Raw genomic sequence first — 22,627 nt, forward strand, 5'->3', positions numbered from 1 at the left:
TGATGAAGCGCGCAATAACTCACCAAGGTGTTGAATGTCGGCTGAACTGCCGCCTGTCAGGCTGCCGCAATTGAAGGGTCGTGCCCTGAACGCGCGGCCTCTTTTTTCGCCGATGGTACGAGCGTCACCCCCAACCTGGAGAAAGGACCAATGCCAAAGACCTTCCCGATCCGACTTGAAGTCGAGGAAATCGCGCTCGGCACCGTGCTGCGCAAGCTGCACGACATGCCTGGAATCGTCGACTTGCATCTCGACCTTGGCCATGGCGGCCAAGGCGCCGGCCGAAAGCAGCTGGATCAGCACGCGCAAGCCCAACGCAACGGCGGCAACAATCAACAGACCATCGTCAAGCTGTTGCTGGATGGACCAAAGCACATCAACGACATCGCCAGAGCGATTGGCGGTAATAAATCCAGCGCCTACACGGCGACGTCAACGATGCGCAGGCAAGGTCTGATTGAAGCCGGCGTCAGCAAGGGCATGCACCAGCTCACCGCAACCGCGCGCACGCAGCTGGGTGGTGCCATGCCAGCCCTGCCCGCGCCTGAAGTGAAGCACGGCCCCGGTGGACGCGCGTCTCCCGGCTCCGGCAACATCGTCTTGCGCGCGGCACTTGAGGCTGGGCCGCTGTCGCCCTCGGATCTGCGCCAGCGCATGGCCGACAGAGGCATGTCGCCCAAATCTGTTTCTGGTGTGCTCGAACGCGCCAAGACGCATGGTCTGATCAAGAAGAACGGCCACGGCTATGAACTAACCAGCAAAGGCAAGCAGATCGAGATGGCGGTGGCGGCCAATGGCTAAGGGGTTTTTACGGATCTACCGAACCTACAATCCTTTGGGCGGCAGGAATCCCGTCATCGATAAGGTGAAGACGCTGGTCGAGGACGAAGGTCTGATCAAGAAGCTTGGCATCGTCCATGAGATATCAGGTGTCTCAACCAGCACCTTGAACAACTGGTTCAAGGGCGAGACCCGAAGCCCGCAGCACGCGACCATCGCTGCCGTGATCACCTCGCTCGGATACCAGGAGCAGTTCGTCAAACAAAAGGATATCGACATCGAGAAGGAACGCGAGGTCGCGGCCAAATGGCAGGAGAAGGCAAAGCTACGAGAGAACGCGAAGACCAACGGTTTGAGCAAGCCGAGAAAAAAGAAATGAGCCAAGATGATCCGTTTCTCCAGATGGTCGACAAGATCCAGCGCACCCAATACGAGGCGTCGCAACGCAGCGTGCTGCAGATGTGGACGGTCTACGACCACCCGGCCAATCACCCGACCGGATTCGTGGCGCGGAAGTTCGAGATCAGCAATGGGGCCGTGGTCGCTACCGAGGACGCATTCGGCACCGTCGATTCCTCCGCGACCGGCCTTCTGTTCATGCGCGAAATCTTCATCCGCGCCGGACTGCACTGCGTACCGCGTCACGATAACGACGACCCGACGATCGTGGAGGCCTGGATGTGAGCGAACGCGCCAAGTGTGAAGAAGAATATTTGGGCGATGGTCTTTATGCCTCGTTCAACGGCTATAGCTTTATCCTACGCGCACCACGGTACGACAGCGATCATTGGGTCGCCCTGGAACCGGACATCTTACGCGCATTTGATGCCTACCGCCGGCGCGTCGCGGCCCAGCAGGGAGAAGCCGATGCCGGCCTGGAGTAGATTAAAAATGAACTTGAGGTGGTTGATCGTTGAATGGAGCCGCTCGAACACCAGCACTGGCAACGGGCGATGGTTGCTGGACGTCTACCATCATTTGCTCGCGGAAGGCGCCTCGCCCGAGGACGCGATTAAGGCGATCTCCTCCTTCGTCGACGAGATCATCGCAACGAAAGCACGGCAAAGGGCGCGGGGCGAGCAATGACACAGATCGTCTTCACCACGGCTCAGGTCCCCGGCGCGCTGCCGAACGGCACCGAGATCGTCAAGGTCGAGGGAGTTCGACCCCGGCGAGTTCGCGATCAATCTGCTGTCGCTCTACGCACCGGCCGAAAGAGGTCACGCATAACAATGGAATGAATTCGCTGCAACCGGGTGTCCCATCCAAAAGACCGGTTGCAGTGGTCCGAAGGCCCGTCGCCCGCAATGCTGCCCCCAGCCCCCAGCGGGCGGCGGGCCGGAGGACCAACATCTATGGAGCGGAACGAAACACAATGACGCGATTTGGCGCGCGCCTGACCTCCTACAAGAACGATTGCGTGCTGTGCCGCCAGGGCAAGGGCATCTGGCGCCACCCCGAACATCGCCGGTTCGTTATTTGCGATGACTGTTTCTTCACCGATCGACACCTCAACGTAAGCTGGCCCGCGCTGCCGGGCGCGGCACCCTCACGAACAACGCAAGAGGAAACGCATGGCTGACGATCCGCTGCGGATGATGAAATCCGAGTTTGACTTGTGGGGTGTCAAGTTCGAACACCGTACGCGAGGCAGCGGTCACATCGAGATCCGCTGGCAGGTCTCGCCGTACAAGCCGGTGCGCTCTCACGTCATGGCCAAGACGCCGAGCGACCATCGCTGGTTTCTGAATGAGCGCGCCCGCGTCCGGCAACTATTCCGCCAGGACGGCCTCACGCCGCCTCAAGACAGGGAGAAGAAGGCGGCGCCGGTCGGCGAGCTCGAAATCCCGCGACCGATCGGCAACACGCTGGAGAAGGCGCTACAGATCCCGCCACCGGTCGAGACCGACCGCGACCTGCTGAAGAGCATGCGCGCCGAAATCGCAGTCCTCACCGACCTGGTGCTTCAACTGTTGACGACAATACCGGCGCCAGCAACGCCAGCGGTAGCACCCGAACCAACCGTACCCGTGTCAGCCGAACCCACACCGGTCGAACCCGCGCCGGCCGTTGTCGTCGAAGCACCCGCGAATAACCAACCATTCCGCCGCGTCGATATTCTCGCCTGTGTATGCGACGGCTGGAACTCACTCGAAGCTATCGCGAAGGCCGCTGGCATCCCGGCCAAGTTCGCCTATCGCAAGCTCTATTATCTGCAACAAAAGGGCGAACTAGAAACCTCGGAAGGCCGATGGCGCCGCAAGCCGAAGCCGAAGCTCGAACTGGTCACGGGGCGAGCCACCAGACCGCCAGCAAAGGCGAAGCCAAAGAACGTCAAGCTCACGGGCAAGCGAAAGGCAACTGCATGAGCAGCACTCCCGGCACAATCCTTCCTGGAGGCATCGTTCTCATCGACGAACCGGCGCACGCTGGCGTGACGACATTCGCCGAGAATGGCGAGGTGCTGTTGACGTTCAACACGCGCGAGGGCGGCGACTGCGGCCAAGTCATCATAGGCTTGACCCCAAATCAATGCCTGCAGTTGATCGAGCGGCTGCAGGCTCACGCCGATACCTGCGGGCGCGCTGTCGTGAAGGGCAAGGGCGGCGTGCGGTTTCCAGATTGCGCGCCCTGAAGATGACTGAGGTCGTCAAGGTGCAGCTGCCGCTAGTCACCAGCGGGTTGAATTACGACGCGCTGATCTAAGTCGGAAGAACATCGTGCAGCAACGGCTGGACGCCGCCACCAGGACTGATGGGCACCGACTTCAAGGCATTCTTCGAAGCCGAGTACCTGCCCGCCAGCGACACATGGATGATCGGCAAACGTGTCGGGTATCAGGATTGGTAGAGGAGCTCCGACAAGGCCACGATGAAGCTACAAGACGCAGCCGCCTATATTCGGACCAAGAACGCGCCGCGCGATTTTCGAGCGCTGGTTGCCTCGATCAAGCGCATCTTTCACTTCCCGCAGGAGCGGGCCAACCGGCTGGCGCGCTATGTCGTCATCACCCGCGCCTATGAGAAGGGCGAGGACGTCAACCGGATCGCCGACCGGTTCGGATGCACCCGCGGCACGGTGTTGCGCTACGCGCGGATGGCCGGATTGCCGACGCGCCCCAAGCATTTCCCGACCAAGATCCGCCGTGCCGTGATCCGCGATTACAAGGCCGCCATGCCGGTCGCCGACATCGCGAGGTTGCACGAAGTCAGCCCCGCCTACGTCTCAAAGGTTGCGCGCGAGCAAGGAATCTCGCGGTACGCGCCGCGTCCGAAAAAGCGAACATAAAACTTTTGTAGCCCGGAAAATCCCGGATGTACCTTTGTCCAGTTGGACGGGCGTCAGCCGGCGTGTTCAATCGGGGTCTGCTCCATTGGAACAATGACGATGTTCAACAGAGACACCATCGTCCACCTGATCGGTGACCCCTGCCTAAACCTGTACCGGGCTTTAGGCAAAGGCTATTGGTATTTCAAATTCGACGATGGCGGACTGTCGGACACCAAGGCGGTGCTGGTGAAAGCGCTCAACGATCTGCCGCTCGATACATGGGTGCGCGAGGGCAAGGTGTTCGCCGCCGAGATGCGGGCGAAGCACAGGAGTAACGGGAGCAAGCGGTGATCGACAGACCCAAGCAAGCCGACCTTCCGCCCGAGGTCGCACGCGCCTTCATGGAAGATCTGCGCGCCTACTTTGACGAACCCAACGAGCACAAGCGCAACGAGATCGCCGCGCGCCAGATGCACGTCCTGAACCAATATCGGCCGCGCCGCGCCAAGCGTCTGTGGATCTCCGACATCAAGGCGATGTTTCAGCAGATGCGCGGGTGAAAAAGAAAAATCCCCGCCAGTTTTCCCGGCGGGGTGAAGAAGCCACTTTGGCGTGTTGAGAGAAACGGAGACGTTCCCACCAACGTCGGGCAGCTTGCGTCTGCGCAACGGTAGGCGTCAAGCAGTAGTTCTTTAGCAACCCCTGCAGATCGAGGGCAGCGGCGGACCGGCCGGCGGCAACGCCTCGAACTGTGACTGTCTATTTGTAGTGCCAAAACGTCGGCAAGCCGGCCCCCGCACCCAGCATGCCCGCGACCCACACCACGATGGCTATGATACAGAGTAAGCCGACCACGATCGTTGCCCACTTCAGGACCATCGCATCGATGGGCCAGCCGAGGAAGCCGGTGATCACCCATTTGATGGCGTAGGCAATCAGGATGATGATGGCGAGATAGAGCAGAAGATTCAGAAAACTGATCAAGACGCTCATGACGACAGCACTCCTCTCAGGGCCGCGGTGGCAACGGCCCGCATCGAGATGGCGGTGACGCCATCCATGATCCGTCGATTGCTGATATACGTCAGCGCCTCTTCCAGGACGTCGATGCGGGATTGCATTTCAAACATCGTCGTCCGCAACGCGCGCTGCATGTGCAGCTGGGCATTGGCGACGTCGGTCCATTGACACATGCCGTTGTCATCGACCGGGATATCATCCAGGACGTTGCCGATGCAGGACGGGTCAAGCATGGTTGTGACTTCAAGACTGGTCGAATACTTCCTCGACCAATGCCAGCATCATGGTGGTGCTGCGCCTGATATCCTTCAGGCCGTTGCGGGCACGGTCGCGGCAGCCGTGATCGCCGCTGTTGGCGACTCGAAACAGGTTGGCGGCGGCCTCGCGCACTCCACACAGGATGCCGTCGATCACCTCTTGCCGGATGTCGCTCATGTCAGTCGGTTCTGCGTTGCTCGATCAATCTGCGCGCGGCCTGGCAGCTCTCGACCACCGCGACGTACTTGCCATCGGTGAGGCTGATCATGCAGGCGACGCCTTCGGCGAACAGCTTGTCCGGATGGTTGCCGGGACGCGCCGCGCGCATGCTGGTCACCTGCTCCGGATTGACCATGATCTCGTGCTGATCCGCGCCGTGCAGCACGATCAGCGTCGCGAGCAGGATGACGCGCATAGCTCTCTACTGAATGCGCCCCGAGCTGCCGCTGATCGGCGGGCGCGGCCGGCGGGGCGGTGGCGGCTTCTTGATATAGACCGTGGCCGTGCATTGCTTTTTCGGATCGTCGCAAATGTAATTGCAATAGGTGCTGCCACAGTCACGCATGCACTTGGTCTTGCCCTCACAGTGCTTCTTCACATCATCCTGCGTGGTCTGGATCACCGTGACAGCCGAGGCTTCAGTGGTCAGGAAGCCAAAGGCGGCAATCGCCGCGGCAAGGATCAGTGGTCGCATAGCACCCTCCCCTTCATTTCCTGGCGGCTGCCGCCGCCGGCGGCGAGTAAACCGGCGGATACGGCGGCAACGGAATGGCGGCATTGACGGTGCAGCCGCTGCGGCATTGCACGATAATCATTGGTTAGCCCTCCTCGCGGTACGGAAAGATCACCTCGACGTCGTCGTCGGTCTCGATGCCGAGGTCGTGCATCAGGCCCGGCGAGATGTCGGCCAGGCGGTCGGTGTCACCATGCGGGCCCCAGTCCGCCGGGAATGCCGTCAGTTCGACGCCGGTCTTGAGGGCGCGCACCAGCGCGACATGCTTCAGGATCTCGTCCTTGGCCATCTCGTCGTAATTCCAACGGCAGGCGATGTAGTGGACGAACGGATTGAGTCGCCGCGCCAGGCCGGTGGTGTCCTCCGGCTGGTACGGCAGAAACAGATGCGGCGCCTGCTCGACGTTGTAGATAAACGCCAGCCCCTCATCCGGCGCGACGCCCATGTCCCCCGGGCCGCCGAACCATGACACCTTGCCGGTCATGGTGGTCTCGCACGGCGGCAACGGCACGTCCGGAATGTCCTCCCCGCTCATGCCGCTGAGCGTGTCGGCGATGGCGGCCGAGATGTCGTCGAAGTAATCGCGATAGGCGAAGCAGTCGGCCTCGCTGTCGACAAAGCAGACCTCCAACAGGATCGCCGGCGCCTCGGTCGAATTCAGAAAGAACAGATCCGTGCGTTTCTTGGCGCCGCGGTTGATGAGCCCGCCGGCAGCCGCGATGGCGGCCGAGACTTGGCCGGCGAGCGTCCCTTGCGTCACGTAGAGCACTTCCACACCCATGCCATGAGAGACCTGCTCATAGGCGTTGAAGTGCACGCTGATATCGAGCTGTCGGATGTGGCCGTTATGGAAGTCCACGATCCGGTTCAGGTTCTCGTTCTGGGTATAAGACACGTCGTCGTGGAAGGTTTTGACATCGACACCGCGAAACCGGAGGTCGGTGGCGAGCCGCTCGACCAGGATGCGGGCCTCGTTGACCTCGTCGATGATGCCGCAGGCGCCGCGCACGTATTGCCCGTGACCGGACGAGATGATGATCGAATTGTAGACCATTGCACGCCTCCCAGGTGGCGAGGTGAATGGAAATGGCGACGGATTCGGTTCTCGACGGTGACGTTGATGTCAGCGCCGAAGGCCGGTCAGAACCAGCAAGGAATCTCTATTGGTGAGGAGCGATCACAGGTATTGCCCGCCGGTATCAGTCGAACCGGGGACACTGCCGGGGAACCAATTGCCAATCGCGGTCTGGTCCTGAACCATGCCATTGCCGCCGACGATATATCTCGGACCAGAGATGTTGCCGGCCCCTTGCCATTCCGGGGTGGTTTGCGGAATGGCGATGGAGGCGCCGCCCTGACAGAACATATTGGCCTGCGTCACCCCAATGGCCGCGGCGATGGTCTGCTGTTCGGGAAGATATCCGATATACCCACCGAAGTTGGCCCAGAACAGTGACCACGCACTGCCGTAGTAGGTGGTGGCGCCGATGTAGAGCGAAGCGTTGGAGGTAGACTGATAAACCGACGAACCACCCATGCCATAAGCGTAGATGTTTTTGGCGGTGAGCGACGCCCCCGCGCCGGCGACGATGACCCCGCCCGCCAGCGGCGCGCCATTGCCGCGAACCGCGATGTCGTGAAACTGCCCGTTGTTCGGCCCCTGAATGGAGAAAGCCTTACCGGTGCCGCCGCCGGCATCGATCATGGTGCTGGCGCCTTGGCCGGTGATGTTCAACGATGGGCCGGGATAGATCGGCGTATAGGCGCCGGCGTAGGTGCCGGCCATGATGTGAACATTGACCGGATACGGTCCGGGTTGATAGCTGAACGCAATATTGATGGCGCGCTGGAACGTCGCCAACGCATGGGCGGGGTCATTCGCGTGGCCATCGTTGTTGTCGTTACCGAAGGCGTTGTTGACCCAAAGGTCGAGCGGCGCCGTCAGTGGCCCAGGGGGCACCTGACTGGCCACGAAGCCGACGTTGAAGAAGTAACCGTTCCAATAGGCGATGATGGTCGGGACCCCACCGGTCCAGTCCTTGGCTTGAAGTTCTTGGCCGTCATTACGGAGAACCGGCACCAGGCCGAGGTTGTCGATATTGACCCGCACCACAGTGGTGTTGGTGATCGCCGGGACGATAGTCAGGGTCAGAAAGTTGTTGTAGCGCGTTAGCGTCGGGTCCATCGCCAGCGTATAGACGGACCCGCCACCAGCGGCATAGGCGCCACGCGGGATTCCGCGTTGGACCAGGTAGCGGGCCGCGCGTTCGATGTTATCAAACCGCGTGCAATCATAGACCACCTCGCCGCGGGCGATCAGATTGAGCAGCTCGGCGAGCATCGCATTGGCCGCCGCCGGATCGAACCGCGGCTGGCACCGGCTGGTCGAATACCACAGCTCGATGCAGTTGATCGTGTTGGGATCAAGCAAACTGTTCTTGGCATCCGACGCAGGGACGCCGGAGTCAGGAAACATCGCAGTCATGGGATTTTACCTTTCCCTGGCTTCTAACGCCGCCACCTTGGCCTCCAGCGCCGCCACCTTGGCTATTAACTCCGCCTTGGCTTTGACCTCTGCCTCGGCTTCGGCCTTGAATTTGGCTATCTCGATCTCGGCCGCCGCCTTGCTCTCTTCCATGTACTTGTCTGCCGCCGCCAGGTTTTCCTGTGCGATTCTCCAGTCGGCCTCTATCTTGTCTTGAATTTCTTTTTCCTTCTTATCGTCGATGGCCTTCTGTTTGCGCCACTGCTCGATATAGGGCATGAACTTGGAAAAATCGGTGATGCGCTCGTTCGGCGGCCGATATTGCGGTACCGCCTTCCAATCGGTGGCGAACTCGATCTCGCCCCAATCGTCGTGCCACTGCACCGCATCGATCTTCTCGGCACGCAGCCTGACGCAGTCCACCGTGTGCGGCTCCTGTCCAACGAACATCATGTCATCAACTGCGTTTATCGCGACGCGCATCAAGCAGTCTCCCCTGCTGTTGGTTGGCGGCCATCGCGACCGCGGTCATCACGCTATCGACCACGCCATTGCGGAAGCTCTCGACCGCAGCGCCTGTGGCGCGGGACTGCTGCGCATTCTCGACTAGCAGCACCGGCAGCACCGCGATGGCGCAGTACCAGTTGTCAATCATCTCCTCGTTCTGCGGGTGTTTGCCGCGGATCATGGTCCACCACGGACACTTGTGGCACACCTGCGACATGTCCTGCTTGTGTAGCGGACAGAGCAGGCCTTCTTCCGCATGCGGGACCTGAGCCATTAGTCTTTACTCGCCAGAATGAGGTCGATGTATTGCATGTTGAGATTGATCGGGTGGTTGTGCGCGGCGCCGCTGACGTTGTTCACAGCGACAGAAATGCCGTTGCTGGCCTGATGGTAATTGGAGTTCGTGATGCTGTTGCCGTTGAGGTGACCATGATAAAACGAGCCAGGAGTGCTGGTGCCGGCGCCCCACGCCACCGAGCTGACATCGATATAGTAGCCGCCGTTGGCATTTGGGTAGACCGTGATGGTGTTGGCGCCGTAAGAGGTGATGCCACCCGGGATGTGCGCAACCGCCAGCGTGGTGGCGCCGGTCACAGTCTGCGCGATGATGGACGAGAACGAGTAACCGCCGCCGGCGCCGCCGCCATTGCCGCTCACCACCCGCAGCACCTTGTCGTTGTGGGTGGTGACCTTGGTCCAGCCAACCGGCGCCGCAGCCTGATAGAACAGCATCACGGTGCCGGACGGAACGGCTACCGGCGGCGGCGCTCCGGCGATGGCCGCCGCGATGGCGGTGTCGATGTAGTGCTTGTTGCCGGCCTCGGCGTCGGTGGTCGGGTCGGCCGCCAAATTAAGTGGCCCAGTGAGAGTGCCGCCGCCGATCGGCAGCGCCTCACTCCACGCGGCGTTGCGCCGCCCGTAGGTCTTGCCGTCAGATGGCGCTTCCTCGGCCACCGGGGACCACGCCGCGTCGCGGCGCCCGTAGGCCTTGCCATCTTCCGGCGCTTCGCCAAGACCTACCGGCGCCGAGCTGTCGTATATCAGTTTCCGCTGGAATGGATCGAGGGTCGGCGGCACCCCGACCCAGAACCGCAGCGGATCACCCATCTCGACCGCCAGTTCACCAGGTCGCAGCAGCTCCGGCGGATTATCCGGGGTCTCGGTCCGCTTGATCTGGACCACTGGCGGCGGGTTCGGCAGCGGTGTGACGAACGAGTTCAACACCCACGCTTCGCCGGTCCAGGTGAAGACCACGCCGTTGAGTTCGTAGGTCTCGCCGACGGCCGGTTCGAGAGGGAAATGAAACTCAGCCATCAGTAACTCCCGCAGTCGATAGCGCCGACTGACAGTGGCCGGCCGGCAATCCCGGTGCCAATGATGGAGACTTGATCCACGACCGCGCCGTTAGCCTGCACCCATTGCTTGGCGCCGGTGAGCGGGTCCTCGTAATAGATATGGAACACCCCGGTTTCGTTATCCCACCAAAACGCCTTGTGCGGCTCAGGTGGCGGCTCCAGGGTGGTGTAAAGCCCCATATGCACGAACACCCATTCGGCGAAGGCGGCGCGCAGGTTGGTCAGCGAGTTACAATCCCATGGCCCGTCGGGGTCGTAATATTCCGCCAGCGCAAGCAGCTCCGAAACGATGGCGTTGACTTGCTTCGCCTCCAGCCGCGCGGTGCAATCGGCCGGCAACGCGGTCGGCGGACAAGTGATTACATACTCCGGCGCCGGGACATAAGCGCTCGGCACGTTCGGCGGATTGGTCGGCTGACCCGCCTCGTCGCGGATCACAAGACCGCCGGCCGTGGTGCTATCGGGGAAGATCGACATCTCAGCACTCCGACCTTACGATGCCAGGACAAGGCAGCATCGATCTGACGATGCATTCAGCGGCCAGCACGCCCGGCCAGATCATCTGTGGCAACCCGAGCGGATCGCAGACGGTCGGGGTCCAATAGGCCGGCACCTTCGGCCGCGGCAGATGGGTTTGGCAGACATCGCCCGAGCCCACGCCTTCGAGCCAGTCCCGGGAATGACGAACGATGAACAGCGCATCGGCGCAGCCCCATGGATCGCACGGCTCGAACATGCGGTCGTCGACGTGAAGAAGGTCCGGAACAATCTCGGCGCCGAGCGGATCGATCACCCAGTTCAGGGCGCAAAGGTTCTTGATGATGCCGGTGTTGGCGCGGGTCAGGGCGATGGCGACGCCGCGCTTCACCGCCAATTCCAGCTCCCCCGAGAAGGTTGGCGGACAAAACACCGGGCCGCACTCGCCCATGATTTCCAGCGGCGTAATTTCACCCAGCAGGACCGAGCGACAATGCTGGTTGTAGCAATCCTCCCAGTGCAGTCGGGCCAGATGATCGTCCAGCGTGGTCACCGCCGTGTAGGGATTGCTCTCGCGGAATGAGACCCATAGGGCGCCCTGCACCATGACCCGCAGCTTCAGGACCGTATAGATCGCGTGCAGGATCAGCGATGGACACTGCGGGTCCTTCAGCAATGGGCACTGCGACGGATCGTCGGAGCGCTGGAAGTAGCTGATGGCGGCTTCCTTCCAGTAGTCCCACAGCGGTCCCGACGGCAGCAGATTGAAGAACGCGACAAAGGTGCAGCACAGATCATTGCCGCATAGCGGCGGCGGACAGCAGGCGGGGTCGACCGGCGCCAGAACCTCGACGCATCCATCCGCGCCTAGCATGCTGGCTTCCGCGTATCAGGAGCAACGAAGATCACCTCGTTCAGGCACGGCAGCACATCGCACTCCGGTTCGAGGTCGCCGCAGGTGGTGACCCAGACCAGATCCCGCGGGAATGGCGGCACCTGGTCCTCGTAACCGACGATCTCGAAACGGACCTGCGAATTGACCTCGGCGCCGATCACCGACGCGACGATCAGGTCCATCTGCTTGACCCGCAGCGGCAGCGATGGACAGATCCGCTTGAAGATCTCGCGGATCTGATCGGCGATCATTTGTTTCTGCGCCGATGACGCGCAGCCTTCGATGTCAATGAAGACATTCACCATCAACGGCACCGGGGTGTAAATCTTCCCGCACACCCCAATCTCGACCTGCCCCTCGCCATAGCCCTGCGGATCGCCGAACAGCCACGTGGTGATATCATCAACGATGTTCTGCGGTGGAATGCCGCACGGAAACACGTCATCGAACAACACGTAAAATTCCATCCGCGTGCCGCAATATTTGCAGCCGCACTCGATGCAATCGCTGCACTCCGGCGTGCAACGGCAACAGGTGCCTTCCCGCACGCAGACCCGGGTGGCGCAGGGAAACTCCAGCAGCTTCGCCTTGATCCAGGCCATGGTGGCGCGCGGCTGATAGGCCAGACGGTCCAGATAGCGCTTGCGAAACGCCTCGCAGCTCTCGGCGTCGGCACCGCCGCAAAACTGGCCGCCGCAAATCTGCACCTCGCCGTTGATGCCCGGCGCTGATGTGTTCAAAGTGCCAGTGGTGATTTCGCCGGCCGAGTTGTACTCAGGACCCGGCGTGAGGGCGCGGATGCGAACCACGATCTCGCCGCTGTTGGGAATGGTCAGCGGAATGGTGCCGACCGAGACGAAGGTCCCAATGCTGGTCTGGATTTCCAACGACGGCGGCACCGGCGAGCCAACCACCCCGCTCAGCTTGGCGTAGCCTTCGGCGTGGGTGGCCGGCCGCGGATAGACCCCGCGCTGCGCCGCCATCTTGTAGAGGTTGTCACAGCAGGCGGTCTCGGGATTGTTCTCGCGCCACAGCTGATCGGCGATGGCGAAATACTGCTCCGCCATCGCGTAATCGTTGCTGACGACGTACCACTCGTTCGACTCCGGAATGACCTTGGCGCCGCCGAGCACGGTCGACGAGAACATATTCTGGAGCTGATCGAACAGCGCCTTCGGATCGGGCCGGAGAATGACACATGACATTGCATCGATCCGTTAGTGCCAAACCCAGGTCCCGGAAACGAAGTGCCCGGATAGACTGAGGACGTGGCGGTTGTTCATCACGGTCGCAGTGACGAGAACCTCGACCAGATTGCGCCCGCGATAGGTCGCGCTCACATCGACGCTGTCAGCCACGCCCATGGCAATCAGCTTGCCCATGTCGGCTTGCACCGCGGCCTGGATTGCCTTTACCGCGTCAGCGACCCGCACGTAGGCCTTCGACGCCGCATTCCACAATCGCGATCCGATGTAGAGCCCATCATCGCGATAAGACTCCGACCAATGCCCGAACACCGCCGCTGGCGAGGGGCACTTGGCGTCGGTACGGGCGCGGGTGTTGAGGATGTTGAGGATCAGGCCGTTCAGCCACTCGTCGGTCTTGATGGTGCGACCAGATTCACTGTCCTCATATTCTAGCCCCGGAATCGTGCATGGCTCGCCACACAGAGTGTAGTTGCCACAGACCTCCACCCTTGTGGTCCAGAAGATCCTCCGGCGCCCGGTGTTCTGGGCCAGGCAAGGATCATCCGCCAGCGTGACCATCAGATGTCCATCTCGATCTGGGTCGGCTGGCTACCGCTGTCATCGTCCTTCGCTTCGGCCTGTTTGGCGCCCTCGAACTTCGGCGGATCTTCGCTGCCCTGCACCACCTCGGGCGTCTTGACCCGCTTGTTGACGATCAGCTCGCCGGTGACGATCAATTTGTCGACCCGGAAATAGCTCTCCTTGCCCTTGACCTCGAACTCGCCGTTCTCGCCGACGCCAAACTTGTTCTTGGTCAGATGCGCAATCTTGTCGCTGAAGTCGAGCGCGAACTCGTCGTCGGTCGGATGCTGCACGCCGCCGTGCCCCTCCATCCACCGCCGTTGCTTGTCCTTTGGAATCGTCAAGAGCGCCATCTTCAGTTGGGTGTCCGACGACGACGCCAATAACATGACCTCGGTGTTGAACTTCTCTTTGACGTTGAAACTGACGCCGCCGATGACGAGCACCGCGGCCTCCTCGTCCTCGGTGTCGGTGCCGCGGACCTTGATGATCGAGCCGGCGCTCTTGATATATTCCTGCTTGCCCCACACGTGGCGTTCGGTGCCGTCCTGCACGTCCCTGGATCGCTCGCGAAACCGGGTGAAACTCATGATGTCTCTCCAAACCAGGGGGGCAGAACCAGCGGCGGTTCTCGTGTCGGCTCTGCGTCATCGTCTTTCGGCGGCTGCGCCGCGGCCTCGACCAGGGTGATCTGTGGCAGCTCGGCCAGCATCGGCGGCGACCACGGCGCCGGGTATTCGTCAGCGGATAGGGCGACTCCAGCCTGGCTGCGCCGGGCCTGGCCCATGTTCAGATTGAGGTTGGCCAAACCGAAGCCACCGCCACCCCCTCCGCCGCCGCCCGCGCCACCGGAGGGCGGTGGCGACAGCACCAGCGTCGTCTTCAGAACCTTGTCGGCCTGCACCGTGTAGGTCAGCTCGGTGCATTCGAACACGTCGAAGATGCCTTCCGGCGGCACCTCGACGTAATGCGTGTTGCCGATGTCCCACGGCTGGCCCGACGGCGACTGCACGTGAAACACCTCGATGGTGATCTTCTTGCTCTCGCTATTGCGCTTGTTGGCCTCGAACCGGGCGCGCCGCTCCAAGGTCTTGTCGTCGCCGTCGCCGTAGTGCTGCACCGTCTGCGGCACGAAATCCTTGACCCAGCTGTCCTGCACTTCCTTGAAGGTCTTGAACAGGGCCTCCTCGCCCCACTTCTTCTTTTCGCTGCGCTGGCCCTTGACCTTGATCTTGCTCTTGGCCTCGTCCTCGCTCTGCTCGGCCTTGAAGCTCAATATGTTCTGGCCAAGAATAAGAGCATCGCCGCCACCGCCAGAATCAGCACCAACACCGTCAGTAACGCGCAGCTTCCCATCACGGGTCTCGTACATGAAATAGCAGTTCTCCATCGCCACCCGATGGAGCTCGTCGACCACCCGCGCGCCGTCGCGAAACCGCATCTTGTCGAGCTTGATGGTCTCGCCCTTCCATTCGACCTGGGTCTTCCACGGCTCGACCAGCTTTTCGACGACCTCCTTGGTCGTCGGCTTCAGCATGTTGGTGGTTGGATGCTGGTGACTAGAGTCGATCAGCCGCTTGGTCTTGCCGCGCGCGGTCAGCTCGATGGTGTATTCGTTCGGTCCGATCGACACCGACATCGAGGACTCACCATGGGTCTCCTTGTTGTCGGCAGCGGTGCCATCATTGCCATGCTTGGCACCGGTGCCCTGACGCTTGTCGACCGTGCCGGTGAACGCCAACTGCCCGGCGATATAAACCTGGATGTCGGCGCCCACCCTGGCGCCACGCGCGATCGGCGTCGGCGGCATGGCGCCGGCAAAGAGCGTCACGCTCAGATTGCCGGTCAGTTCGTCCTTGCTCCGCTGCAAGGTCATCTCGGTCCAGTTTTCCAGTGCCGAACCGCCGACCGTGATGACAACGGGTTTCATGCCGGCGCGACACCCACCACGATCGGCGAGAACCTGCCGTTGGCGTCAACCTTGTTGCGCAGCTCCAATTCGCGATGCCGCTTGGCATCCTTGTAGATCGCATACGCCGCGACCAGCGGATGCACGCCGCCCATGAAATCGACCGCGACCAGGCTGGGCAGCCGATACGCCAGGTCGTTCATCATCTTGTTGAACTCGGTGGCGTACTTGCGCAATTCCAGGAACAGCGGATTGTCGCAGTTGTCGTAGGCGACCTGGGCCTCGTCTTCGAGCACCGCCAGCACCGCATCCATCGCCGCCAGCGCTTCGTCGACATAGCCATATTTCTGCGCCATCGCCGCCTCGGCCATGCCGATCGCCGCCAGCACCCGATGGCGGCTCAACACCGCCTCCTCGCTCTCTTCCGCAACGCCCGCCGGCAAGGTCGAGATGTGCGAGGCGGCGTTGGCCAGGCGCTTCATGGTCCTGAATTTGGTCGCCGGGTCCTGGACGTTGTCGGCGATGGCGATGAAGCCGGTGGACAGCGCCTTGTCGATATTGCCCGCCGAGGCCGCCAGTCCGTCATCCTGCGCCACCTCCTGCATCCGCAAGGCATCGCGCCGCTTCTGCGCCGTCGCGTCCGGCGGCATGGTCTGGATCGCCGTCGTGGCGACGACATCGACCAGGCTCTGCGCCCGATCGATGATGTCCGTCCGCCACGGCTGCGACACCAGCGTCGGCCGATAGTCACGGATGAACGAATCCCGCGAGGTGGTGCTGAGCCCGGAGGAGATGATGCCGAACAGCGAGCCGGCGAAGCCGCCAATCGTGTTGGCCTCGACGAACTCCATCTCGGCGTAGGTTTGCCCGGCTTCGTCCTCGATCTTGTCGGTGAGCTTGATCTTCCGACAGGCGACCATGACGGCGCCGCGGGTCGGATGCACCAGGATGCCGGGTCCGGGCGACTCGCAAGCCGCAAACAGCGCGCCGGAGTCCGAGACATGATCGTCCTCGCGGAACATCGCGGTCAGATTATAGGACCGGATCCTCCGGCCCAGATCGGCATAGGCGGTCTGCTCGCCGAACGGAAACTCGCCTTCGGCGCCGCGCCGGCCGCCTTCGACGTCGGCCTCGGTGCAATAGAATTGCACGCCCTTGAACGAGGCCGGGACGTAGTCCTTGCCGATCGCGCAATTGGTTCGGGACATTCAAGTGTCTCACGCAGCCTGTGTGGACGCCTTCTGGCTGCCGGTGTCGGCACCCTTGGCCTGCGTAACGCCGGAAACATCGACGCCAATCCTGAGACCCGACGCCTGGGCGATGAACGCCGCCGCAATCGCCGAGCCAACCCCACCGGCCCCTGACTGCATATTCTCGATCGCCACGCTGCCGCCGCGGCCGATTTTCTCCGGCGCGCTGTCGAACGCGGTCGTGAAGCTGGCGGCGGTCGCCTGCAGCGCCGGCGCTGCGTCGGTCATCTTGGTCGCCGCGCCGTCGTTCAACTCGGCGGCTTTCTGAATCATCTCCATGATATTGGGCACTGGCTCCGGTATCGGTTTCTCCGGCCCTTCCGGTTTGAGCGGCGGTTCCGGCGGACCCTCCTCGACGGTCGCGCCGGTGCCCTTTTTCTTACGATGCCGCTCTTTTTCTGCCTCGATCTGCGCAGGCGTAAGCTTGCTTAATCGCTTATTCTCCCGCGCGTACATCGCCGCATCTTTTTTGGCCGCCGCTTGGCGCTGCTCCATCACTCTTTTTTCGGCCTCTGTTCTGGCCTTTGCGTTGGCGGTTTCAGACACCACGATCGGATCCTGGTCCGAGATGTCGCGCTCCGCCGCCGCCTTCGCCAGCTCGTCCTGCTGCCGCTTCCTGATCCGCGCCCTCGCCGCTTCGGCCTTCTGTGCGAGTTCGGTCTGTTTTCTGTCGTAATCGATTAATGCCTGTTCGGCTCTCGCCCGCAGGCTGTCATCTCTTGTCTTTTTGATGATATCCCTTTCGGCGGCTTTCCTTTTCTCGATATCCGCCGACTGTTGCTCCAGCGATTTCACTTCCGCAACATCAGCGTCGGTCGCGGCCTCCGGCGTACCAGGCTTGGCCGGCGGCTCCTTGCCCATTAACCTGTACGCCGCCTCCGTCAGAGTGGCACCAGCCCCCTGCAACGCCCTGGCAGCCAGGTCCATCTCCGGCATCTTGTTTATGGTAATGATGGAATCCAGTGCGCCTTTTGCCAGCGTTTTGGCCGCGTCTCCCTTCGGATCTGCAATCGCCTGCGAAAGCAGTTTGAGCTTGTTGGGAATGTCCATCGCGGCGGAGGCGGATTCACCTAGCGCCGCTGCCTGATTCTCCAACTGGGTCTTGACCTTCTGCAGTTGCGCGACCCACGACGCCTCCATCGCCTTGGGCATATTGTTTTTCAGAAGCGCATCCTGCGCCTGCTGCAGCTGCTGATTGGCCTGCTCGTTGCCGAGCAGGGCATCGGTAACGCCCTGCTTGGCCGCGCCCGACATGCCGGCCATGAAGCGCGAAATAAACTCCACCCGGTCGGCTTGCGTGACCTCGCGTTGCTTCGCGACCTCCTCCTCCGACTTGCCCGCTTTCCTTGCCGCCTCGGCTCGCTTGTCCGCCTGTTTTGTCAGGTCGGCTTCCATCTTGGGCCGGAAATGCGTATCGAGCCACTCGAAGGGGTTACGCTGCAACGTTTCGGCATCGATCGCGCGACCGGAACCGGCCTTGACATTGCCCTTGGCGTCGGACGTGGTACCCAGCAGCAGGCCCAGATCGCGCAGCTTGTTGTTGAATTTCTTGACGTCAACCGTGCCGGTGAAGGCTTCCTGCGCACGATACATCTCGTTGGCGGCGCGCACGCCGCGCGAACCGGCAGACATCAGCGTCTTGGCGATTGCCACCGTGTCCATCCGCAACGCGCTCGACTTCATATTGGCGAGCGTCGTCTTGATCAGTTGCGGTGCCAGGTCCGGATCGGCGGCCTGCGCCAGCTGGATGGCTTCCGCGACGCGCTTGCCTTCCGCCGACATCTCGCCTTTTCGACCGATCAACCTGCCTTGCAGATCGAACTTGTCGGTCTCGTTGACAATGTCGGTCGACGCCAGGTTCATCGCCTGAACCAGTTTGCGCGCCCCTTCCTGGACCTCCTCGAAAGATGCGCCGGGACGCAGCGCGAACTGTCGCGGGATCACTTCCTTCTCGATGTAATCCGCGATGTTGACGGCGGCACGGGCACGGTCGCCAGCGGTTGCACCGGTAACATCGCCCAGCAGACTGGTCTGCAGTTCAAGCCGCTTGGTGTCGCTCAACGGCAGCGGACCGCGATCCTTGGCCCTGTTGGCCATGTCCGCTTCCAGAATCCGGCGCTGCTCTGGCGTGGCGCCAACCGCAGCCTGCAATCTGGCGCGGTCGCGTTGCTCGGCGCTTTCAGCTACTTTCTTGAGCGCCGCTGCCGCCGCGTAGGCGGCAGCTTCCAGCGCCACCAGTCCTGGCGGTCCGCCCAGCGGAATCCCGAGCCCGAAGCCGGACGACAGACCCTGCGCGACCGCACCGATCGCACCGCGACCAAAGCCACGACCACGACGGGGAAACAACTGATCCTCGTCGTCGCCACCGCCGCCGCCTCCTCCTCCTCCAAGGCCACGCCGCCGCCGACGCCGAGGCTCGTAATCCCGCGGCGATACGCCGCCGCCGGCCGCGGCCTGCCGCGCCTGTTGCTTCAGGTCGGCGATCTGACGCTTCGCCTGCGAGGTGTCGATCTTGACCTTCAGGTTGGCGGCCATGTTCTGCAGCGACTTCATGTCCTGCGCGGTCTTGCCGATCATCTTGCCGGCTTGCGCGAGGCCGCTGGTCTTGATGTCGAGCTTGGCCGAAACGTCCTTCAGCTTCTTGCTGGTGCGAAACAGCGCCTGGAGCGCCTTGTTGATCTCCTTGATCTGCGCGCTGGATTTGTCGACGACGGCAAGCGTCGCGGTTTCGGTGAAGCTGGCCATCAGGAGGGCTTGCCTCCGGCCAGCAGAATGCGGTTGCGCATCTCTTGCCGGTGGACCTTAAGGAAACTGTTAATGCGCAACACCAGCAACCTGATGGTGAGCGGGCGCACGTCGCCAGCCGACGCCGAGTAATAGCGATACTCCTCGACGCGCTCGATCATTCGTCCGGCGACCCGAGAAAACGCGGCAGGACATCGCGCGATATGACAATGCCATCGGTGACCGTGATCAGATTAATTGCCCACGACGGCAGTTGTATCAGTGACGTGCCGAGCGGCTTGGCGATGGTGGAAATCAGTTGCATGGTCTGCTGGATCCCGTCCGGCGCTGCCATGATGTCTTCGACATCACCGTAGGTTCGGGCATGAAACTCCAGCTCGCTGATCGGAGGCTTGTCGGCACCGACCGGGATCGGCGTACCAAGCTCATAAGTGATTGCCTTGTCGATGCCGTCGCCGTCGCGGATGATCTTGCCTGGTTGGCCTTCGTTGTCATCGATCTTGTCGAGCAGCTTGCGTGCTTCCGGTATCGGCAGCTGCAGCACATCATCCACCGCAACCGGCACAATCGTGCCATTGATGTAGTAGGCGATCTGCTTGGACAGACGAACGCGGCGCAACCTGGCTTCAAACGTCTTGGCCCCTTTCATCGCATTCGCTTCGCTGATGTAGTCGGCGAAGTTCTGAAACGACATCGGCCGGATCACGGCGCCGTCGATCACGTGATCCCGAAGCTGGAATTTGATCGGAATCTTTTCCAGCTTGGCCCCGTTGACTGCTTTGTCGGCCATGGGTCACCTCATGCCACCGCCGCGGTCGGTGCGAAGGTCGGCGTGATCACCGCGGGCGTGGATTCCAGCAGCCCGTTCGGCAACATTTCGTCGATCTCCTTGAATGAGATCGTCATCGAAACCTCGTGGGTGTCGCTCTTCTCGTCGCCGGTGCCGGTGCCCTTGGCCGCGCTGTAGACCAACCCGTTGTAGTATTCGACCTGCAGCGTCACGTCGCTACAGCCCTGATACATACTGAGGGGAATCCGAAGATCCCTGATCACCTTGATCTCGACCTCCGGGTTGGTCGGCTGACGCTTGACATAACCATGCGGCAGCGGATCGTTGTTGTACGGACAGAGCCGCCACGTCGGCAGATCCTCGCTGGAGAGCAGATGTGAAATCGGCCCGTAGACGGCGTCGGTGTCGCAGTCCTTGAACGTGATGAGGATGTTCTTCACGCCTACTTGGTTCTCGCAGGTCATGTTCGACTACTCCTTCTCGGCCTCTTGTTCCGATCCCTCTTCCTTCTCCGGCTCAGGCGGCGGAGGTGGCGGCGGAGGAGCAGGTTCGGGAGTTGGTGCGGGATGATCGTTGCCGTTACCGTTGTTCATGTGAGCTACTCCGAAGGGTGATCAGCAATTGGTCAACAGCGCCGGCTTGGCGTTGATGATGATGTTGGAGATGCGGACCGGCGGCCGATAGACGAAGTCGACCCACAGCTTGCCGGGAATGCCCTGGCATTTCGGCGCCACCTCGAAGTCGGTCTTGAGCTGGATGTCGCGGTCGATGTCGTCGAACTCGGAGAACAGGATGCCGATGTTCGATTTGGCCCACGCCCGCAGATTGCCCAGGATCAGCTTGGGATTGGTGCCGCGGATGCCACGCGGGATCGCGGTGTTCTTGGTGAACAGCCCGAGCCCCAGCGTATGCCCGAGGTGGATCGCCATCGCGTCCGCGGTGGCCGCCGCCAGCCGCCGGCTGTTGACGTTCCACCAGGTGGCGTTGAGGCGACCCTCGTTATCGTAGCGGTTGTTGGTGATGTCGTTGACGATCATGGGAGACGTCAGGCTCCCGGTGCCACCGCCCAGCGGCACCGTGACCACGAAGCCGTTGGCCTCCAACAATTGCTGCTCGTCAAAGCTGAAGCACTGGAAGCAGGATTCCGGCTGCTTGACGCAACCCAGCACGCCGAAGTCCGGCCCCTGGATCGACATTTCCGGGTTGTCGACCGTCGAGCAGCAGCTCTGCGCGGCGTAGGCGGCAACCTTGAGATAGCCGAGGACCGGATCATCGCAGCAATGGGCCATCCGCGACACCTCGGCCGAGTTGGTGTCGCAAGACATGATCTGACCGAGCGTGCCGGAGTTGTAGGTATAGCCATGGCCGAAGCACTGCGGCTTGTCGCAGGACCACGCTGACGCGATGTAGGCGATCATCGCATCCTGCCATGCCGGATCATCATAGAGCATGCCGATGCAGCAATAGCAGCACTCGCCGAGAATGGCGTTATAGTCCGGCGGCGTGAACGCCGATTGAGTCCCAATTCCCGTCTGATCGACCGTCATGGTGACGCCGGCCGGTGCGTAATCCCGCCTCTGGTGCCAGTTATAGAGTGGGTTGAGACAGTTGCCGACGGTGCCACCGTTCTTGGCGGTCAAGAAGATGCCCCCGACCGTCGTGGTGATATCGAACGGAAACCCGGTTTCGGCGCGGATCGACGCAGCCACCGCGGTGGCGATGTCGTCGGCGGTCATGCCTTCGGTGATCCGGGTCGAGGTGTTCCAACGACCATCGCCCATGAACAGATCAATCCGGCCGTCGGAAGTCGCCGGACCGGTAAAGGTCAGCGTATAGGCCGCCTTGTCGGTGGCGCCGACGCTGGCGTCCTTGTGCGGCAAGGCATAGAACTCCATGGCCTGGTTCGGACAGCAGCCAAACCCGGTGACCAGACCGTTGTAGATCACCGAGCCCTCGCCGAACAACACATCGATCTCGCGCAGCGACGGGATCTTGATCAGCTCGCCATCCACCGCCGTGCCGCTATCCAGCATCTGTCCTTCGATCAGGATGCGGCACTTGTTCGGATAGGCGTTCAGGGAAGGATCGAAACAAATCCGGATCGCACCGGACCGCAGGCTGTCAATCGACATGCTACTACTCCTTTGCCTTGGCCGGCTGCGGCGCCGGGGGTTGCTGAGAAGGTTTGGCTTTCGGCTTGGCGCCCTCGACTTCCAGATCGTCCCAGACAGTGATCAGGCGCCGGATATACGGATCCTCGATCACCGGAATGAACTGGTCATGCGGGATCACCCGTCCCTCGTAATAGGCCCGCCGGCCAGGGCGAGCTCGCACGTAGATCATGGCCATATCGGCCCTCCCTTTGGTTGCAGCGGCAGTCGGAT

34 protein-coding genes are annotated in these 22,627 nt (G+C 61.8%); 10 read left to right on the forward strand and 24 right to left on the reverse strand.

The window, feature by feature from the left end:
• Positions 1-150 precede the first annotated feature (150 nt).
• The 10 genes from ACVJGD_RS08895 (at position 151) to ACVJGD_RS08940 (ending at position 4,610) form a co-directional block, all read left to right on the forward strand.
• Entirely contained in the window at positions 151-801 is a 651-nt protein-coding gene (locus ACVJGD_RS08895) for a hypothetical protein (RefSeq protein WP_456633994.1), read from the forward strand.
• Positions 794-1,159, forward strand: a complete 366-nt coding sequence (locus tag ACVJGD_RS08900) for a hypothetical protein (RefSeq protein ID WP_456633995.1) — start codon at positions 794-796, stop codon at positions 1,157-1,159. Before ACVJGD_RS08895 ends, ACVJGD_RS08900 begins: the two co-directional genes overlap by 8 nt.
• A complete protein-coding gene (locus ACVJGD_RS08905; RefSeq protein WP_456633996.1) occupies positions 1,156-1,464 on the forward strand; it encodes a hypothetical protein in 309 nt (102 codons plus the stop codon). Before ACVJGD_RS08900 ends, ACVJGD_RS08905 begins: the two co-directional genes overlap by 4 nt.
• Complete coding sequence (locus ACVJGD_RS08910; protein ID WP_456633997.1) at positions 1,461-1,664, forward strand: hypothetical protein; 204 nt, start codon at positions 1,461-1,463, stop codon at positions 1,662-1,664. Before ACVJGD_RS08905 ends, ACVJGD_RS08910 begins: the two co-directional genes overlap by 4 nt.
• Before the next feature lie 7 nt (positions 1,665-1,671).
• A complete protein-coding gene (locus tag ACVJGD_RS08915) occupies positions 1,672-1,866 on the forward strand; it encodes a hypothetical protein (protein WP_456633998.1) in 195 nt (64 codons plus the stop codon).
• A gap of 488 nt (positions 1,867-2,354) precedes the next feature.
• Positions 2,355-3,149: a hypothetical protein gene (locus ACVJGD_RS08920; RefSeq protein WP_456633999.1), complete on the forward strand. Its 795-nt coding sequence runs from the start codon at positions 2,355-2,357 to the stop codon at positions 3,147-3,149.
• Positions 3,146-3,415 (forward strand): hypothetical protein, encoded by a 270-nt coding sequence (locus ACVJGD_RS08925; RefSeq protein WP_456634000.1) that lies wholly within the window; start codon positions 3,146-3,148, stop codon positions 3,413-3,415. The genes ACVJGD_RS08920 and ACVJGD_RS08925 overlap by 4 nt, the downstream gene beginning before the upstream one ends.
• A gap of 236 nt (positions 3,416-3,651) precedes the next feature.
• A complete protein-coding gene (locus ACVJGD_RS08930) occupies positions 3,652-4,068 on the forward strand; it encodes a hypothetical protein (RefSeq protein WP_456634001.1) in 417 nt (138 codons plus the stop codon).
• 99 nt (positions 4,069-4,167) lie between these two features.
• Positions 4,168-4,401 carry a hypothetical protein gene (locus ACVJGD_RS08935; RefSeq protein WP_456634002.1) on the forward strand — a complete coding sequence of 78 codons (234 nt, stop codon included), beginning with the start codon at positions 4,168-4,170 and terminating at the stop codon, positions 4,399-4,401.
• Positions 4,398-4,610, forward strand: coding sequence for a hypothetical protein (locus tag ACVJGD_RS08940; RefSeq protein ID WP_456634003.1), 213 nt, complete (start codon positions 4,398-4,400; stop codon positions 4,608-4,610). The genes ACVJGD_RS08935 and ACVJGD_RS08940 overlap by 4 nt, the downstream gene beginning before the upstream one ends.
• 199 nt (positions 4,611-4,809) lie before the next feature.
• On the opposite strand, the gene ACVJGD_RS08945 is transcribed toward ACVJGD_RS08940, so the two are convergent.
• The 24 genes from ACVJGD_RS08945 to ACVJGD_RS09060 all read right to left on the reverse strand — a co-directional run bounded on the left by ACVJGD_RS08945 (position 4,810) and on the right by ACVJGD_RS09060 (position 22,592).
• On the reverse strand, positions 4,810-5,043 hold the full coding sequence (locus ACVJGD_RS08945) for a hypothetical protein (RefSeq protein ID WP_456634004.1): 234 nt from the start codon (positions 5,041-5,043) through the stop codon (positions 4,810-4,812).
• Positions 5,040-5,303: a hypothetical protein gene (locus tag ACVJGD_RS08950; RefSeq protein ID WP_456634005.1), complete on the reverse strand. Its 264-nt coding sequence runs from the start codon at positions 5,301-5,303 to the stop codon at positions 5,040-5,042. Before ACVJGD_RS08950 ends, ACVJGD_RS08945 begins: the two co-directional genes overlap by 4 nt.
• 10 nt (positions 5,304-5,313) lie before the next feature.
• Positions 5,314-5,505, reverse strand: a complete 192-nt coding sequence (locus tag ACVJGD_RS08955) for a hypothetical protein (RefSeq protein ID WP_456634006.1) — start codon at positions 5,503-5,505, stop codon at positions 5,314-5,316.
• 1 nt (position 5,506) lies between these two features.
• A complete protein-coding gene (locus ACVJGD_RS08960) occupies positions 5,507-5,743 on the reverse strand; it encodes a hypothetical protein (protein ID WP_456634007.1) in 237 nt (78 codons plus the stop codon).
• A gap of 6 nt (positions 5,744-5,749) precedes the next feature.
• A complete protein-coding gene (locus ACVJGD_RS08965; RefSeq protein ID WP_456634008.1) occupies positions 5,750-6,022 on the reverse strand; it encodes a hypothetical protein in 273 nt (90 codons plus the stop codon).
• A gap of 124 nt (positions 6,023-6,146) precedes the next feature.
• Positions 6,147-7,115, reverse strand: a complete 969-nt coding sequence (locus tag ACVJGD_RS08970; RefSeq protein WP_456634009.1) for an N-acetylmuramoyl-L-alanine amidase — start codon at positions 7,113-7,115, stop codon at positions 6,147-6,149.
• A gap of 123 nt (positions 7,116-7,238) precedes the next feature.
• The gene (locus tag ACVJGD_RS08975) at positions 7,239-8,546 is read right to left on the reverse strand and encodes a hypothetical protein (protein ID WP_456634010.1); all 1,308 of its coding nucleotides are present in this window, start codon (positions 8,544-8,546) and stop codon (positions 7,239-7,241) included.
• A 6-nt stretch (positions 8,547-8,552) separates the two neighbouring features.
• On the reverse strand, positions 8,553-9,029 hold the full coding sequence (locus ACVJGD_RS08980; RefSeq protein ID WP_456634011.1) for a hypothetical protein: 477 nt from the start codon (positions 9,027-9,029) through the stop codon (positions 8,553-8,555).
• Positions 9,004-9,327 (reverse strand): hypothetical protein, encoded by a 324-nt coding sequence (locus ACVJGD_RS08985; RefSeq protein WP_456634012.1) that lies wholly within the window; start codon positions 9,325-9,327, stop codon positions 9,004-9,006. Before ACVJGD_RS08985 ends, ACVJGD_RS08980 begins: the two co-directional genes overlap by 26 nt.
• Positions 9,327-10,367, reverse strand: a complete 1,041-nt coding sequence (locus tag ACVJGD_RS08990) for a hypothetical protein (RefSeq protein WP_456634013.1) — start codon at positions 10,365-10,367, stop codon at positions 9,327-9,329. Before ACVJGD_RS08990 ends, ACVJGD_RS08985 begins: the two co-directional genes overlap by 1 nt.
• Positions 10,367-10,885, reverse strand: a complete 519-nt coding sequence (locus tag ACVJGD_RS08995) for a hypothetical protein (protein ID WP_456634014.1) — start codon at positions 10,883-10,885, stop codon at positions 10,367-10,369. The genes ACVJGD_RS08990 and ACVJGD_RS08995 overlap by 1 nt, the downstream gene beginning before the upstream one ends.
• A gap of 1 nt (position 10,886) precedes the next feature.
• Positions 10,887-11,759, reverse strand: coding sequence for a hypothetical protein (locus ACVJGD_RS09000; protein ID WP_456634015.1), 873 nt, complete (start codon positions 11,757-11,759; stop codon positions 10,887-10,889).
• Positions 11,753-12,985: a baseplate J/gp47 family protein gene (locus tag ACVJGD_RS09005; RefSeq protein ID WP_456634016.1), complete on the reverse strand. Its 1,233-nt coding sequence runs from the start codon at positions 12,983-12,985 to the stop codon at positions 11,753-11,755. Before ACVJGD_RS09005 ends, ACVJGD_RS09000 begins: the two co-directional genes overlap by 7 nt.
• A gap of 12 nt (positions 12,986-12,997) precedes the next feature.
• Positions 12,998-13,546, reverse strand: a complete 549-nt coding sequence (locus ACVJGD_RS09010) for a phage GP46 family protein (protein ID WP_456634017.1) — start codon at positions 13,544-13,546, stop codon at positions 12,998-13,000.
• Positions 13,546-14,139: a hypothetical protein gene (locus tag ACVJGD_RS09015; RefSeq protein WP_456634018.1), complete on the reverse strand. Its 594-nt coding sequence runs from the start codon at positions 14,137-14,139 to the stop codon at positions 13,546-13,548. The genes ACVJGD_RS09010 and ACVJGD_RS09015 overlap by 1 nt, the downstream gene beginning before the upstream one ends.
• Positions 14,136-15,479, reverse strand: a complete 1,344-nt coding sequence (locus tag ACVJGD_RS09020) for a phage baseplate assembly protein (protein WP_456634019.1) — start codon at positions 15,477-15,479, stop codon at positions 14,136-14,138. Before ACVJGD_RS09020 ends, ACVJGD_RS09015 begins: the two co-directional genes overlap by 4 nt.
• Positions 15,476-16,666, reverse strand: coding sequence for a DNA circularization N-terminal domain-containing protein (locus ACVJGD_RS09025; protein WP_456634020.1), 1,191 nt, complete (start codon positions 16,664-16,666; stop codon positions 15,476-15,478). Before ACVJGD_RS09025 ends, ACVJGD_RS09020 begins: the two co-directional genes overlap by 4 nt.
• A gap of 9 nt (positions 16,667-16,675) precedes the next feature.
• Positions 16,676-19,285, reverse strand: coding sequence for a hypothetical protein (locus ACVJGD_RS09030; protein WP_456634021.1), 2,610 nt, complete (start codon positions 19,283-19,285; stop codon positions 16,676-16,678).
• A 167-nt stretch (positions 19,286-19,452) separates the two neighbouring features.
• Positions 19,453-19,614 (reverse strand): hypothetical protein, encoded by a 162-nt coding sequence (locus ACVJGD_RS09035; protein WP_456634022.1) that lies wholly within the window; start codon positions 19,612-19,614, stop codon positions 19,453-19,455.
• On the reverse strand, positions 19,611-20,243 hold the full coding sequence (locus ACVJGD_RS09040) for a hypothetical protein (RefSeq protein WP_456634023.1): 633 nt from the start codon (positions 20,241-20,243) through the stop codon (positions 19,611-19,613). Before ACVJGD_RS09040 ends, ACVJGD_RS09035 begins: the two co-directional genes overlap by 4 nt.
• A gap of 8 nt (positions 20,244-20,251) precedes the next feature.
• Positions 20,252-20,707: a hypothetical protein gene (locus ACVJGD_RS09045; protein ID WP_456634024.1), complete on the reverse strand. Its 456-nt coding sequence runs from the start codon at positions 20,705-20,707 to the stop codon at positions 20,252-20,254.
• 6 nt (positions 20,708-20,713) lie between these two features.
• The gene (locus ACVJGD_RS09050) at positions 20,714-20,836 is read right to left on the reverse strand and encodes a hypothetical protein (protein WP_456634025.1); all 123 of its coding nucleotides are present in this window, start codon (positions 20,834-20,836) and stop codon (positions 20,714-20,716) included.
• A gap of 21 nt (positions 20,837-20,857) precedes the next feature.
• Positions 20,858-22,375 carry a hypothetical protein gene (locus ACVJGD_RS09055; RefSeq protein ID WP_456634026.1) on the reverse strand — a complete coding sequence of 506 codons (1,518 nt, stop codon included), beginning with the start codon at positions 22,373-22,375 and terminating at the stop codon, positions 20,858-20,860.
• Positions 22,376-22,379: 4 nt separating this feature from the next.
• On the reverse strand, positions 22,380-22,592 hold the full coding sequence (locus ACVJGD_RS09060) for a hypothetical protein (RefSeq protein ID WP_456634027.1): 213 nt from the start codon (positions 22,590-22,592) through the stop codon (positions 22,380-22,382).
• Positions 22,593-22,627: the final 35 nt, after the last annotated feature.

The sequence above is a fragment of the Bradyrhizobium sp. USDA 10063 genome, assembly GCF_054063735.1.